The sequence below is a fragment of the Streptomyces wedmorensis genome, from assembly GCF_000716445.1.
In the GTDB taxonomy this organism is placed as follows: Bacteria; Actinomycetota; Actinomycetes; order Streptomycetales; family Streptomycetaceae; genus Streptomyces; species Streptomyces wedmorensis.
The window spans coordinates 118127-132500 of record NZ_JNWK01000004.1 but is presented as its reverse complement, the minus strand read 5'-3'; the positions used below and the strand labels follow the sequence as shown (position 1 = coordinate 132500).

Annotated in this window: 11 protein-coding genes and 1 tRNA gene; 11 read left to right on the top strand and 1 reads right to left on the bottom strand. The window is 70.3% G+C overall.

The genetic code is table 11. The features are described 5' to 3' along the window. The first annotated feature begins 89 nt into the window (after positions 1 to 89). The 5 genes from OO54_RS04125 to OO54_RS04105 all read left to right on the top strand — a co-directional run bounded on the left by OO54_RS04125 (position 90) and on the right by OO54_RS04105 (position 5564). Positions 90 to 1103: a D-alanine--D-alanine ligase family protein gene (locus tag OO54_RS04125; protein ID WP_033201480.1), complete on the top strand. Its 1014-nt coding sequence runs from the start codon at positions 90 to 92 to the stop codon at positions 1101 to 1103. Then, positions 1103 to 2491: an MFS transporter gene (locus tag OO54_RS04120; protein WP_051786688.1), complete on the top strand. Its 1389-nt coding sequence runs from the start codon at positions 1103 to 1105 to the stop codon at positions 2489 to 2491. Before OO54_RS04125 ends, OO54_RS04120 begins: the two co-directional genes overlap by 1 nt. After that, positions 2488 to 3084 (top strand): cysteine peptidase family C39 domain-containing protein, encoded by a 597-nt coding sequence (locus tag OO54_RS04115; protein ID WP_051786687.1) that lies wholly within the window; start codon positions 2488 to 2490, stop codon positions 3082 to 3084. Before OO54_RS04120 ends, OO54_RS04115 begins: the two co-directional genes overlap by 4 nt. Further along, positions 3081 to 4220, top strand: a complete 1140-nt coding sequence (locus OO54_RS04110) for a GNAT family N-acetyltransferase (RefSeq protein ID WP_051786686.1) — start codon at positions 3081 to 3083, stop codon at positions 4218 to 4220. The genes OO54_RS04115 and OO54_RS04110 overlap by 4 nt, the downstream gene beginning before the upstream one ends. Before the next feature lie 78 nt (positions 4221 to 4298). Next, on the top strand, positions 4299 to 5564 hold the full coding sequence (locus OO54_RS04105) for an ATP-grasp domain-containing protein (RefSeq protein WP_033201479.1): 1266 nt from the start codon (positions 4299 to 4301) through the stop codon (positions 5562 to 5564). 189 nt (positions 5565 to 5753) lie between these two features. Here the strand turns inward: OO54_RS04105 and OO54_RS04100 are convergent. Next, a tRNA-Leu gene (locus tag OO54_RS04100) sits at positions 5754 to 5840 on the bottom strand. A 434-nt stretch (positions 5841 to 6274) separates the two neighbouring features. On the opposite strand from OO54_RS04100, the gene OO54_RS04095 reads away from it, so the two are divergent. From OO54_RS04095 to pknB, 6 genes are all read left to right on the top strand, one after another. Beyond that, a complete protein-coding gene (locus OO54_RS04095) occupies positions 6275 to 7129 on the top strand; it encodes an FHA domain-containing protein (RefSeq protein WP_033201478.1) in 855 nt (284 codons plus the stop codon). 10 nt (positions 7130 to 7139) lie between these two features. Further along, positions 7140 to 7658, top strand: coding sequence for an FHA domain-containing protein FhaB/FipA (locus tag OO54_RS04090; protein WP_033201477.1), 519 nt, complete (start codon positions 7140 to 7142; stop codon positions 7656 to 7658). Positions 7659 to 7828: 170 nt separating this feature from the next. Continuing rightward, complete coding sequence (locus OO54_RS04085) at positions 7829 to 9316, top strand: Stp1/IreP family PP2C-type Ser/Thr phosphatase (protein ID WP_033201476.1); 1488 nt, start codon at positions 7829 to 7831, stop codon at positions 9314 to 9316. 26 nt (positions 9317 to 9342) lie between these two features. Continuing rightward, on the top strand, positions 9343 to 10767 hold the full coding sequence (locus OO54_RS04080; protein ID WP_033201475.1) for an FtsW/RodA/SpoVE family cell cycle protein: 1425 nt from the start codon (positions 9343 to 9345) through the stop codon (positions 10765 to 10767). Further along, positions 10764 to 12230, top strand: coding sequence for a peptidoglycan D,D-transpeptidase FtsI family protein (locus OO54_RS04075; RefSeq protein WP_033201474.1), 1467 nt, complete (start codon positions 10764 to 10766; stop codon positions 12228 to 12230). The genes OO54_RS04080 and OO54_RS04075 overlap by 4 nt, the downstream gene beginning before the upstream one ends. Positions 12231 to 12384: 154 nt before the next feature. Then, positions 12385 to 14373, top strand: coding sequence for a Stk1 family PASTA domain-containing Ser/Thr kinase (gene pknB, locus OO54_RS04070; protein WP_033201473.1), 1989 nt, complete (start codon positions 12385 to 12387; stop codon positions 14371 to 14373). Position 14374: the final 1 nt, after the last annotated feature.

The following is a 14374-nucleotide window of genomic DNA, read 5'->3' as shown; positions in this document are numbered from 1 at the left end:
GGGCACTCGTATCGATCTTGAAAACGAGACCGACCAGACTGTTTACTCGCGAGGAACCGATACATGCAACACGCATTGAATGGATCCTCATGCCTGCCCAGAACCTTGTCCGAGACCTGGAGATACTTCGCGGGAAACGGGTAGCGGTCATCGCCGGCCCGGTTTCCCAGGAGGACGCCCTCTACCTGCGCACGGTGCCGCGGGCCCAGTGGTCGCTGACGGCCATCCTCGAAGCGCTGACCGACTCGGGCGTGCGCTGCGAGCACCTGGACCCGACGGCCCCGGACTTCATCACCCGGATCACCGGCTTCGACGCGGCCTTCCTCAACGTCCACGGACCCTACGGAGAAGACGGCAGGATCCAGGGACTCCTGGACTTCCTCTCCGTGCCGTACACCTCGTCCGGCGTGCTGGCCAGCAGCGTCGGCATGGACAAGCTGGTCTCGAAGGCCGTCTTCGCGCACCTGGGCATCGCCACCCCGCGCAGCTCGCGGCTCCTGTCGCCGAAGACCGCCGCCGCCGTCGCGGCGGACTTCCCGCTGCCCGCCATGCTGAAGGCCGTGGACGGCGGCAGCAGCGTCGGCCTCCGTCTGATCGAGCGGACCGAGGAACTCGTCCCGGCCCTCACGGAAATGACGGAGCGCGGATTCACCCGGTGCTTCCTGGAGGAGTTCATCACCGGACGGGCGATGACGATCAGCGTCATCCCGTCCGACGAAGGCCTGCTCTGCATGCCGCCGCTGGAATTCGTCACCAGCGCCGCCTATTACGACGAGTCCACCAAGCTCGGTGGCGACGACGCGCCCTCCATCGAATACCGCGTCCCCGACGACCTCCCGGAACACACCGTCAAGGAGATGGCGCGCGGCGCCGAATCCCTCCACGAATTCCTGGACTGCCGAGGCGCCATCCGGGTCGATTACATGATCGACGCCGACGACGTGCCGTACGCGCTGGAGACGAACACCATTCCCGGCCTCCAGCGGCACAGCAACCTCCCGGTCTCCTGCGCCGAAGCGGGGATCTCCTACGACGAACTCGTGATCGGGCTGCTGGCGGAGGCAGTGAAGCGGGCCACTCCCGCCCCCTGGACCGTGTCCTGATGCGAGCCGCCCTGCGCAGCCTCGAACTGCTGCCGTCAGACCCCGGCCTCCGGCGCTTCGCGTCGGCCAATCTGGTGAACACCGTCGGCAGCGGCCTGTACCTCACGGGCAGCGCGCTCTTCTTCACCCGCGTCATCGGCCTGTCCTCCGGGCAGGTGGCACTCGGCCTCGGTACCGCCACGGCCGTCGGTCTCGCCCTGATGGTGGTGTGCGGGAGGCTCGCCGACCGCATCGGCGCCAAACCGGTCTACCTGGCCCTGCTGCTCCTCCAGGCCACCGCCATGACCGGCTACGTGTTCGTGGACGACTTCACGGGCTTCATGATCGTCGCGGTGATCAGCGGAGTGGCCGACCGGGGCATCGCGGGAACGGTCGGCGCCCTGGTCCACGTCGTGGCACCACCGGCCGAACGGCTCACCGCCCGCGCCCAGCTCCGTACCGCCACCAACGTCGGACTCGGCTGCGGCACCCTCCTCGCGGGCATCGCCCTGTCCGTAGGCACGCCGACCGCCTACCGGACCCTCATCCTGGCCAACGCGCTGCTCTTCCTCGTCGCCGCGGCACTGATCTCCCGGGTGCCCGCACGGGCACCGCGGAAGGCGGACGGATCAGGAGGCGGTGCGCCCGCGACGCCGACGCCCCGGCCCCTGCGCGACCGCGGCTACCTGGCCGTGACCGCCGCGAACGGGCTCCTCTCGCTGCACGTGAGCACCCTCTCCTTCGCCCTTCCGCTGTGGGTCGTCACCCGTACGTCGGCCCCCGCGTGGTCCGTCTCGCTGCTGGTGCTCGTCAACACGGTGCTCGTCGTGCTCCTGCAGGTCCGGGCCAGTCGGAGCGCGGCGACGCTGCCCGCGGCCGTCCGCCAGGCGCGCAGGGCGGGCATGCTGCTCGCCCTCTCCTGCGGGTTCATGTTCCTGACGGCCCACCTGCCGGTCATGGCGGTGGTACCGGTGCTCGTCCTGTGGGCGGTCGTCTTCACGCTCGGCGAACTGGCGCAGTCCTCCAGCGGGTTCTACTTCGGGTTCGAACTCGCCCCCGACACGGCGCAGGGCGCCTACCAGAGCGTCTTCGCGCTGGGTCCGGGCATCATGCGGAGCCTCGCGCCGGGACTGCTCTCGCTGGTGGTCCTCGACCACGGATCCGCCGGATGGCTCTGGCTGGGCGCGCTGTTCGCCGTCGCCGGCGTCCTCACCGCCGCCTGTGCCGGGAGAGCCGGACGCCGCCTCACGACGGAAACGACGGAAACGACGGATTCGACGACACCGACAGAGACGGCTGAACCGATGGACCCGAAGGACCCGACGGACCGGACGGACCGGACGGACCCGACGGACCCGACGGACGCCGTCGTGGCGAAGAAGACGGCCGCCGCGGGGAGTGCCAAGTGAGCCCTCACCGCCTTCGCGTTCCGGGCACGCCGCTCCTCGGGGAGCCGCTCGCCGTACGACGCTTCGGACAGCACTTCACCCCCGAGGAGATCGCGGATCCCTCCGCCGTGTGGCCGACGGACGGGCCTCACGAGTGGGGGGAGAGGTGCTGCGGTCTCGCGTGCCTCCGCATGCTCCTCGACTTCCACGGCCTGGCGGTGCCCGACCGGCTCCCGCTCCTGCACCACGGCCTCGCGCTCGGCGCCCACACCCCCAAGGGGTGGCTGCACGCGGGCCTGGTCCGGCTTGCCTCCGAGTACGGACTCCAGGGGCACGCCTCGGCGTTCCCCACCCCGGCCCCCCTCCAGGAACTCGCCCGGGCCGGCACTCCGTCGATCGTCTCGTGCTCGTTCCGTTTCCCCGAGGACGGCCGCCAGGGCGGCCATCTCGTCCTGTTCACCGGCGAGTTCGAACGGGACGGCGAGGTGTACGCCGGCTTCGCCGACCCCTCGCGCTGGGGAGCCGACCACGCGGCCGTGCCCGCGGCCCGCTTCTGGTCGAGCTGGACGGGGCGCGCCATTGTTCTCACACCAGTAAGGGCGAGCAACGCATGAACGTCACCCTGGCCCGCACCCTCGCGGACGTCCCGCGCGACCGGTGGGACGCCCTCGCCGGCGGGTCGTTCTACGCCGGACACGACTGGGCGGCCTACCAGGAGCTCGATCCGCACGCGCGCGCGTACTACTTCCTCGTCCACGACGAGGACGGAGCTCTGGTCGCCGCCGCGAGCGCCTATCTCGTGACCCGCGAGGGCAGCGGCCGCTACCGGCCCTCCACCCTCTTCCCGGACCTCGAACTCCCCCGGGACAAGCCGGTCCTGCTCGTCGGGAACCGGCGGGGCCACGCCAACCGGCTCCTGCTCGACCACGCCCATCCGCACGCGGACCTGGCGCTCGACCGACTCGTCGCGGCCGTCGACCGGTTCGCGGGCGACGAGGCCGACGGCAACGCGTGGTGGCTGTACCTCGGCGAGGAGGACGCACGGCGGCTGATGCCGTACTCGCGCCTCACCAGGCCCCGGCTGCTCGCCGCCGACTGCGCCATCGGTCTGCCCGGGGACGGGTTCGACGACTACCTGGCGGCCGCCACCGCCAATCAGCGCCGGCAGATCCGCCGGGACCGCCGCACCTTCCTCGAAGCGGGCTACACCTACCGTGCGGAGGCCTTCCGGGACGTCTGGCGCCCCATGGGACCGCTGATCGCCTCCCACCAGACCCACCACGGCCACCAGGCCGGGGACGAGGCGATGACGGAGCTGATGCGGCAGCAGGCCGAGACCTGCGGCCGCACCGCGACGGTGCACACCTGCGCTCGCGACTCCGTCATGGCCGGCTGCGCGCTGACCTTCACCACGACCACGCAGATCGCCGCCCGGGCGTACGGCTTCGACCACTCCCGGGACGCGTCGGCCGCCGAGTACTTCGAGCTGTTCTACTACCGGCCCATCGAGCAGGCGTACGCGGCGGGGGTCCGCGAGGTGCACCTGGGCATCGGCACCCTCCAGCCCAAGATCCGCCGCGGCGCGCACGTGCTGCTGCTGTGGGGCCTCGTCACGGGCACGGGCCTGCCCGCCGCGGACGACGGCGCGGCGGCCGCCCTCAACCGTGAGCAGTGGGAGCTGACGGCCGCGCAGCTCGGGGACCGGCCGGACGCCCTCTCCGACTCCCTGCTGCCCGTCGCCCTCGCATGACCTCCGCCGGCCGCAGGCGCCGGCACCGTTCACGGCGCGGGAGCTCCCCGCGCCCCTCCACTTCAGAAGGACCCTCTCGTGGGAAACTCATGGCTCGTCTCAGTCGAGCTGCACACCCTTCCCGGCGGCGCCCGGGAGCTCATGTCGGCCGGCGACCGGCTGACGGCGCCGAGTCAGCAGTTCCTCGCCGCCGCGCGTGCGCGGGGCCACCGCACCGCCGTGGTCGCGGCTGACCGCTCGTTCTACGGCTCGGCCTTCGACGACCTCGTGGACGCCTGGCTGATCACGGACACCAGCAACCCGGAGCACGTGGGCCACATGCTCGTCGCGCTGAGCGGCGAGATCGCCGCGGTCCACAGCTCGGTGGACAGCTTCGTCGGTGTGGCGGCGAGCGTGTCCCGCCAGTACGGCCTGCCCGGGCCGGCGCCGGACGGAGCCGCCATCCGTCGCGACAAGTCCGCCGCCCGGGCCGCCATGGCACGCGCGGGCGTGGAGGACGTGCGCTGGGCCACCCAGCCGGCCGACGCGGCGCACCCGTCCTCCCCGATCGGCTACCCGTGCGTCGTCAAGCCGGTGGACGGCGCGTCCAGCTGGGACGTCGCCCTGGTGGAGAGCGACGAGGAGGTGGCCGCGATCGCCCGCAGCCACATGGGCCGGGCGTACGGCCGCGGTGTCCGTCCCAAGCGGACCCTGCTGTTCGAGGAGGTGCTCGAAGGACCGGTGTTCAGCGCGGAGGGTTTCGTCGACGCCGACGAGCTGACCGTCTTCGGCTACTCGGACCGCGTCATGACCGAACCGCCGTACTTCGTGGAGCTGGCCCTGCGCTTCGCGGCCGAGCCGCCCTGCGCCGGCGCCGAGGACTTCGTACGGGACACCCTCCGGGCGCTGGACTACGACTTCGGCCCGTTCCACCTCGAGTTCGTGCTCACCGATGAGGGGCCCCGCCTGCTGGAGATGAACGCGCGCCTCGTCGGCGCCGGCATGCAGCAGGCCATCGGGTACGTGTCCGGCCTCCGCCCCGCCGAAGTCACGGTGGCGAAGCTGACGGGCGCCGCCGTACCCGCGCTGACCCCGGAGGGCGCGGTGACCGAGCTGCGCATCACCTCGCCGGTCACGGGCCGCCTCCGCGGCGTCGCGGGCCTCGACGCCGCCGCCGCGGCGCCCGGCTGCCGTTCCGTCGGCATGTACGTGGAACCGGGCGAGGCCGTCAGCGCCGACGTGCACAGCAACAGCCAGCGGGTCGGCTACGTCCAGGCCGTGGGCGAGACCCGGGAGGACTCGTACCGCAACGCCCTCGCGGCGGCGGCGCTCATCGAGCTGGACGTGGACACCGAGGCCGTCTGACGACCTCCGCACCTCCGGACGACCCCCGAGGGCCCCGAGTTCGCCCTCCGGCCCTCGGGGCCCTCGGGGCCCTCGGAAGCGTCGTACGTCACACTCCACGCCCCGGGGGGCGTCGAAGAGGAGCGTCCGGGAGAACGTCGGGAAAAGCGAGAAGGTCGGCATCGTGTGAACGATGCCGACCTTCTCGACTGGTGCGCGAGGGGGGAGTTGAACCCCCACGCCCTTTCGGGCACTGGAACCTGAATCCAGCGCGTCTGCCTATTCCGCCACCCGCGCATTGGGTGTGCTCCGGACCCTCTCACCTTTTTGGTGGGAGCGCCTGGCGACATCTGAAGATTAGCACGTCGCAGACCGTGGATTCACATCCGTTGTTTCGACCTCGCCAGGGCAGAACAAGGTGAGGGGCGTGGACGGAGGGGAAGCAGGGGAGGAGGGAGCGGGAGAAGCCGGAGGGACCAGGGGGAGAAGCGTGGAGGAGGAGGGACGAAGGGGATGGACCGCACCGCCGTCCCGCACGGACCCGCGGACCGAACCCCGGTTCCACAGCCGGGTGCGGGACACTGTCCACAGGCCGCCTCTACGATCCGTGGGGGAAGCCTGTGAGAGGTGACACTCGTCCACAGGGCAGAGAAGGGGAACCAGCCGATTTCCCGACGCGTGGATACGATCAGTAAGCAGTACCAGGACGACAACGACGGAGGAGGTGCCCCATGGGAGTCCTGAAGCGATTCGAGCAGCGTCTCGAAGGCCTGGTCAACGGCACCTTCGCCAAGGTCTTCAAGTCCGAGGTCCAGCCCGTCGAGATCGCCGGCGCGCTCCAGCGCGAGTGCGACAACAACGCGCAGATCTGGAACCGCGAGCGGACCGTCGTCCCCAACGACTTCATCGTGGAGCTGAGCACGCCGGACTACGAGCGTCTCAGCCCCTACTCGGGCCAGCTCGGCGACGAGCTCGCCGGCCTGGTCAGGGACTACGCCAAGCAGCAGCGGTACACCTTCATGGGACCGATCAAGGTCCACCTGGAGAAGGCCGAGGACCTCGACACCGGCCTGTACCGCGTCCGAAGCCGCACGCTGGCGTCGAGTACGTCACAGCCGCAGCCGCCCGCCCCGGGACAGCAGCAGGGTCAGGCGCAGGGCCGCGGCGGTTACGGATACCCCCCGGCCGGCGTCCCGCCCATGCCCGCGTCCCCGCCTCCCGGCGCTCCCGGCCACCGGCCGACGGCACCCGGCGGCGCCCGGCCCGGCGGCCCCGTCGCCGTGCCCGGAACCGGTGCGGGCAGCGGGACGCGCCGCTGGATCGAGATCAACGGCAACCGCCACCAGATCTCCCGCCCGACCCTGGTCCTCGGCCGCAGCACCGACGCGGACGTGAGGATCGACGATCCCGGCGTCTCCCGCCGGCACTGCGAGATCCGGACCGGAACGCCCTCGACGATCCAGGATCTCGGATCCACCAACGGCATCGTGGTGGACGGGCAGCACACCACCCGCGCTACGCTCCGCGACGGCTCGCGGATCGTCGTGGGCAGCACCACCATCGTTTACCGGCAAGCCGAAGGGTGAAGCGGGGGCAATGTCAGAGCTGACCCTGACGGTCATGCGGTTGGGTTTCCTGGCCGTTCTGTGGCTGTTCGTCATCGTGGCCGTCCAGGTCATCCGCAGCGACCTGTTCGGTACGCGGGTAACCCAGCGCGGTTCGCGGCGCCAGGAGGCGCGGCCGCAGCAGGCCGCGCGCCAGGCCGCCGCGCCTCCGCAGCAGCGTGGCCAGCAGAGCGCCGGGGGCCGCCAACGCCGCGGCGCCCCGACCAAGCTGGTCGTCTCCGAGGGCACCCTCACCGGCACGACCGTCGCCCTCCAGGGCCAGACGATCACGCTGGGCCGGGCGCACGACTCGACGATCGTCCTCGACGACGACTACGCCTCCAGCCGCCACGCCAGGATCTACCCGGACCGGGACGGCCAGTGGATCGTCGAGGACCTCGGTTCCACGAACGGCACCTACCTCGACCGGACCCGCCTCACCACCGCCACACCGATTCCGCTGGGCGCGCCGATCCGCATCGGCAAGACCGTCATCGAGCTTCGGAAGTAGTGCTACATCATGGATAGGCGCGAGCGGAGCGAGCGAGCCCGGACGGTCCCCGCCACAGGCCGTGCCGCGCTCCTGACCGGAGCGACTGAAGCGACCGGAGCGACCGGAGGGTGGGCAGTGTGGGTCGAGACCGGCTGTACCCCGATGCAGCGTCGACAGGGCAGGTGCGCATGAGTCTGTCCCTGCGATTCGCCGCGGGCTCGCACAAGGGCATGATCCGCGAGGGCAACGAGGACTCGGGCTACGCCGGGCCCCGACTGCTCGCCATCGCCGACGGCATGGGCGGTCAGGCGGCCGGCGAGGTCGCCTCCTCCGAGGTGATCTCCACCCTGGTCACCCTCGACGACGACGTCCCCGGCTCCGACATCCTCACCTCGCTCGGTACGGCGGTGCAGCGCGCCAACGACCAGCTCCGGATGATGGTCGAGGAGGACCCGCAGCTGGAGGGCATGGGCACCACGCTCACCGCCCTGCTGTGGACGGGCCAGCGGCTCGGCCTCGTGCACGTCGGCGACTCGCGCGCCTACCTGCTCCGTGACGGCGTCCTGACCCAGATCACCCAGGACCACACCTGGGTCCAGCGCCTCGTCGACGAGGGCCGGATCACCGAGGAAGAGGCCACCACCCACCCGCAGCGCTCGCTCCTCATGCGCGCGCTCGGCAGCGGCGACCACGTCGAACCCGACCTCTCCATCCGCGAGGTCCGGGCCGGCGACCGCTACCTGATCTGCTCCGACGGCCTGTCCGGCGTGGTCTCGCACCAGACCCTCGAGGACACCCTCGCCAGCTACCAGGGCCCGCAGGAGACCGTGCAGGAGCTGATCCAGCTCGCGCTGCGCGGCGGCGGCCCCGACAACATCACGGTGATCGTCGCCGACGTCCTCGACGTCGACGGCGGCGACACCCTCGCCGGTCACCTCAGCGACACCCCGGTCATCGTGGGCGCGGTCGCCGAGAACCAGGCCGCCCAGCTGAACGACGGCGGCGCCATGCAGACCCCGGCCGGCCGCGCGTCCGGCCTCGGCCGCCCCGCACCGCACCAGCAGCCGCCCGCCGGCGGCTTCGGCCCGCCCGGCAGCGGTGACGACCACGGGTACGGCGGCATGCCGCCGCAGGGCTCCTTCGAGTCGTACGCGGACGCCGACTTCGAGAAGCCGCGCACCGGCCGCAAGTGGCTCAAGCGCTCCTTCTTCCTCGTCCTGATCCTCGCCGTCGCAGGCGGCGGGCTCTACGGCGCCTGGCGCTGGACGCAGACGCAGTACTACGTGGGCGCCAAGGACCAGCACGTCGCGCTGTACCAGGGCATCAGCCAGGACCTGGCGTGGATCTCGCTCTCGAAGGTCGAGAAGGACCACCCCGAGATCGAACTCAAGTACCTCCCCGCCTACCAGCGGAAGCAGGTCGAGGACACGATCGCGGGCGGCAGCCTCGGCAAGGCCGAGACGAAGGTCTCCGAGCTGGCCCTGCAGGCCACGGCGTGCAAGAAGACCGAGCAGCAGCGCGAGGCCGCCGAGAAGGCCGCCGCGACCAAGCCGCCGGCCACGAAGCCCGGCGACACCGCCACCCCCGACTCCAAGCCCACCACAGCCGCTCCCTCCCCGGGTCCCACCCTCACCGCGGAGGAGCAGAAGCTGGCCTCGAACTGCGGCAAGCAGTAAGCACCCGTAGGGGGCCTTTCACCACCATGAGCGTTGTCACCAACACGACCACCATCGGCGCGATCGAGGCGCCGAGCCGCCGCAACACCGAGCTGGCACTGCTGGGTTTCGCCGTCGTCATCCCGGTGTTCGCGTACCTCAACGTGGGCCTGGCCATCGACGGCAAGGTCCCGTCCGGCATGCTCGGCTACGGCCTCGGCCTCGCGCTCCTGGCGGGCGTCGCCCACCTCGTGGTGCGCAAGTGGGCCCCGTACGCGGACCCGCTGCTGCTCCCCCTCGCCACCCTGCTCAACGGCATGGGCCTGGTGCTGATCTGGCGCCTCGACCAGTCGCCGCGGCTGATCGCGACCTCGATGCGGCTGTACGACAGCTTCAGCCCGGACGCGCCGAAGCAGATGATGTACTCGGCCATCGGCATCGCCATGTTCGTCGGCATGCTGCTGCTCCTGAAGGACCACCGGGTCCTCCAGCGCTACACGTACATCTCGATGGTGGCGGCGCTCGTGCTCCTGTTGCTGCCGCTCGTGCCGGGCCTCGGCTCGGCCGTCTACGGCGCCAAGATCTGGATCAACGTCGCCGGTTTCTCCATCCAGCCCGGTGAGTTCGCGAAGATCGTGCTCGCGATCTTCTTCTCCGGCTACCTGATGGTGAAGCGGGACGCCCTCGCCCTGGCCAGCCGCCGCTTCATGGGGCTCTACCTGCCGCGTGGCCGCGACCTCGGCCCGATCCTGACGATCTGGGCGGTCAGCCTCCTCATCCTGATCTTCGAGAACGACCTCGGCACCTCGCTGCTGTTCTTCGGCATGTTCGTGATCATGCTGTACGTGGCGACCGAGCGGACCAGCTGGATCGTCATGGGTCTCCTCATGTCGGTCGCGGGCGCGGTCGGCGTGGCCTCCTTCGCCGGTCACGTGCAGGACCGCGTGGACGCCTGGGCGGACCCGTTCGGCTGCGCCAAGGAAGGCATCGCGGCCTGCCAGCAGATGAGCCAGGTCATGATGTCCTTCGGCTCCGGCGGCATCCTCGGCACCGGCCTCGGCCAGGGCAACTCGGACCTGATCGGCTTCGCGGCCAACTCCGACTTCATCTTCGCCACCGTCGGCGAGGAGCTCGGCCTCGCCGGTGTCATGGTCTTCCTGCTCATCTACGGGCTGATCATCGAGCGCGGTGTCCGCACCGCCCTCGCCGCCCGCGACCCCTTCGGCAAGCTGCTCGCGATGGGCCTCTCCGGCGCCTTCGCACTCCAGATCTTCGTCGTCGCCGGCGGCGTGATGGGCCTCATCCCGCTGACCGGTATGACCATGCCGTTCCTCGCGTACGGCGGATCCTCGGTGATCGCCAACTGGGCCCTGATCGGCATCCTGATCCGGATCAGCGACACCGCCCGGCGCCCCGCGCCCGCGCCCGCCCCGTCCCCCGACGCCGAGATGACCCAGGTGGTCCGTCCGTGAACAAGCCGCTGCGCCGGGTCGCGATCTTCTGCGGCCTGCTCGTCCTCGCCCTGCTCCTGCGGGACAACTGGCTCCAGTTCGTCCGCGCCGACGAGCTGAACACCCACCCGACGAACAAGCGCGTCCAGATCGAGCGGTACGCCAACGTCCGCGGCAACATCATCGTGGACGGCAAGCCGATCACCGGCTCCGTGGACTCCAAGGACCCGTACTACAAGTTCAAGCGCACCTACATCGACGGCCCCATGTGGGCCCCGGTCACGGGCTACGCGTCGCAGGCCTACGACGCCAACCAGATCGAGAAGATCGAGGACGGCATCCTCACCGGCAACGACGACCGGCTGTTCTTCGACCGCACCCTCGCCATGTTCACCGGCGAGAAGAAGAAGGGCGGCGACGTCGTCACCACCCTCAACGGCGCCGCGCAGAAGGCCGCCTTCGAGGGACTCGGCAGCAAGACGGGTGCCGTCGTGGCGATCGAGCCGAAGACCGGCAAGATCCTGGCGATGGCCTCCACGCCCTCGTACGACCCCTCCTCCTTCGCGGGCTACTCCGGCAAGGACGAGAAGGCCTGGGTCGCGCTGGAGAAGGACAAGAACAAGCCGAAGCTGAACCGCGCGATCCGGGAGATCTACCCGCCCGGCTCCGTCTTCAAGGTCGTGACCGCCGCCGCGGCGCTGGAGAACGGCGCGGTCACCGACATCAACGCGGCGACCGACACCCCCGACGGCTGGAAGATCCCCCTCTCCACCAAGGAGATGGTCAACCACGCCAGCGGCTGCGCGAAGGCCAGCCTCAACCGGGCGCTCGAGATCTCCTGCAACTCGGTGTTCGCGAAGCTCGGCGACGACATCGGCCGCGACAAGATGGTCGAGATGGCCGAGAAGTTCGGCTTCAACGCCGAGCAGTTCACCCCGGTCCGCTCCTCCGCCTCGGTCTACGACAAGCAGGCCGACCGGGGCGGCAACGCGCTCTCGTCCATCGGCCAGTTCAACACCGCGACCACCCCGCTCCAGATGGCGATGGTCACGGCGGCGATCGCCAACGACGGCAAGCTGATGAAGCCGTACATGATCGACGAGCTGCGCGCCCCGAACGTCGACCTGATCAAGAAGAACGAGCCGGAGGAGATGAGCCGGCCGGTCTCGCAGAAGAACGCGCAGCTGCTCCAGGAGATGATGGAGAACGTCGTCTCCAACGGCACCGGCGGCAAGGCCGACCTGAACATGGACGGCGTGAAGGTCGGCGGCAAGACGGGCACGGCCCAGCACGGCGAGAAGAACGCCAAGCGTCCGTACGCGTGGTTCATCTCGTACGCGAAGACCTCCGAGGGCTCCCCCGTCGCGGTCGCCGTGATCGTCGAGGACTCCGCGGGCACCGACCGCGAGGACATCAGCGGTGGTGGTCTGGCGGCCCCGATCGCGAAGGCCGTCATGAAGGCGGTCCTGAAGAGCAGGGGCTGATCGCCGACACGGTACGAGCCAGGTACCGGTCGGGTATCAGCTGGCGGCCCCGGGCGGAACGCATTCCCGGGGCCGGTACCGTATCCGCGAACAGCACACACCGCCGGACCACCCATGGGTGCGGTCGGGACAGACGGAGAGGGCTGGATTAGCTATGGAAGAGCCGCGTCGCCTCGGCGGCCGGTACGAGCTGGGCTCGGTGCTCGGCCGTGGTGGCATGGCCGAGGTGTACCTCGCCCAGGACACCCGGCTCGGCCGCACCGTCGCCGTGAAGACGCTGCGGGCCGACCTGGCCCGCGATCCGTCCTTCCAGGCCCGGTTCCGCCGTGAGGCACAGTCCGCCGCCTCTCTGAACCACCCGGCGATCGTCGCCGTGTACGACACCGGCGAGGACTACGTCGACGGGGTCTCCATCCCGTACATCGTGATGGAGTACGTCGACGGGTCGACCCTGCGTGAGCTGCTGCACTCCGGACGCAAGCTGCTGCCCGAGCGCACCCTCGAGATGACGGTCGGCATCCTGCAGGCGCTGGAGTACTCGCACCGCGCCGGCATCGTGCACCGTGACATCAAGCCGGCGAACGTCATGCTGACGCGCACCGGCCAGGTCAAGGTCATGGACTTCGGCATCGCGCGCGCCATGGGCGACGCGGGCATGACCATGACGCAGACCGCCGCGGTGATCGGCACGGCCCAGTACCTGTCCCCCGAGCAGGCCAAGGGCGAGCAGGTCGACGCCCGCTCCGACCTGTACTCGACGGGCTGCCTGCTGTACGAGCTCCTCACGGTCCGGCCCCCCTTCATCGGTGACTCCCCGGTCGCGGTCGCGTACCAGCACGTCCGCGAGGAACCGCAGCCGCCGAGCAACTTCGACCCCGAGATCACGCCCGAGATGGACGCCATCGTCCTGAAGGCGCTGGTCAAGGACCCTGACTACCGCTACCAGTCCGCAGACGAGATGCGTGCGGACATCGAGGCCTGCCTCGACGGCCAGCCGGTCGCCGCCGCGGCCGCGATGGGCATGGGGATGGGCATGGCGGGCGCGCCCGCGTACGGCGGGGGCTACGGCGGCTATCCGCCGGAGGACCAGCCGACCACCGCCCTGCGCCAGGCCGACCCCGGCGGCCAGACGTCGATGATGCCGCCGATCGGCCAGGACGACGGCTACGGCTACGACGACCGCCCGGACCGCCGGCGCGGTGGCCAGAAGAAGTCGAACACCTCGACGATCCTGCTGGTCCTCGCGGGCATCCTGGTGCTCGTCGGCGCGATCTTCATCGGCGTCTCGCTCTTCGAGAAGCAGGAGGGCACGCAGCAGGTCACCGTGCCCCAGCTGGTCGGCCAGGACATGAAGTCGGCGACGGGCCTGGCGGGCAACGCCCAGGTGAAGGTCACCCAGGCCGGCACCGAGCGCTGCGACCAGCCCAAGGGCCTGATCTGTCGGCAGACCCCCGCCTCGGACAACGTGGCGAAGATGGACGTCGGCGGCACGATCCAGGCGTACGTCTCCGAGGGCGCCCCGCTCGTGGAGGTCCCGGACGTCGTCGAGCAGTCCGAGGAGCGCGCCAAGGAGAGCCTGGAGAGCAAGGGCTTCAAGGTCAAGGTCGAGCAGCAGGAGTCGGACGAGGACCCCGGTACGGTCCTCAGCCAGAACCCGCAGAGCAACACCAAGGCGGAGAAGAACTCCGAGGTGACGATCACCGTCGCCAAGAAGAACCAGGTCACTGTCCCGCCGGTCGTCGGCAACCAGGTGTCCCAGGCCGAGCAGCAGCTCAAGGACCTGAAGTTCGTCGTGGTCACCGAGTACGTCGACTCCGACCAGCCCAAGGACCAGGTGCTCTCCCAGACCCCGGACGGCAACAGCAAGGCGCCCGAGGGCTCCGAGGTCAAGCTCCGCGTCTCCAAGGGCCCGCAGCAGACCCAGGTCCAGATCCCCACGGGCCTGACCGGCAAGAAGTTCAAGGACGTCCGGGACCAGCTCCAGGCCCTGGGCCTGACGGTCATCCAGCAGAACTCCGACAAGGAGGACGCGATGGTCCTCGGCACCAACCCGCCGGAGGGGTCGATGGTCAACACCACCGACCCGGTCACCGTCATCACGATGGGCGGCGGGGACAACCGCGGCGGCGGGTTCTTCGGCTGAA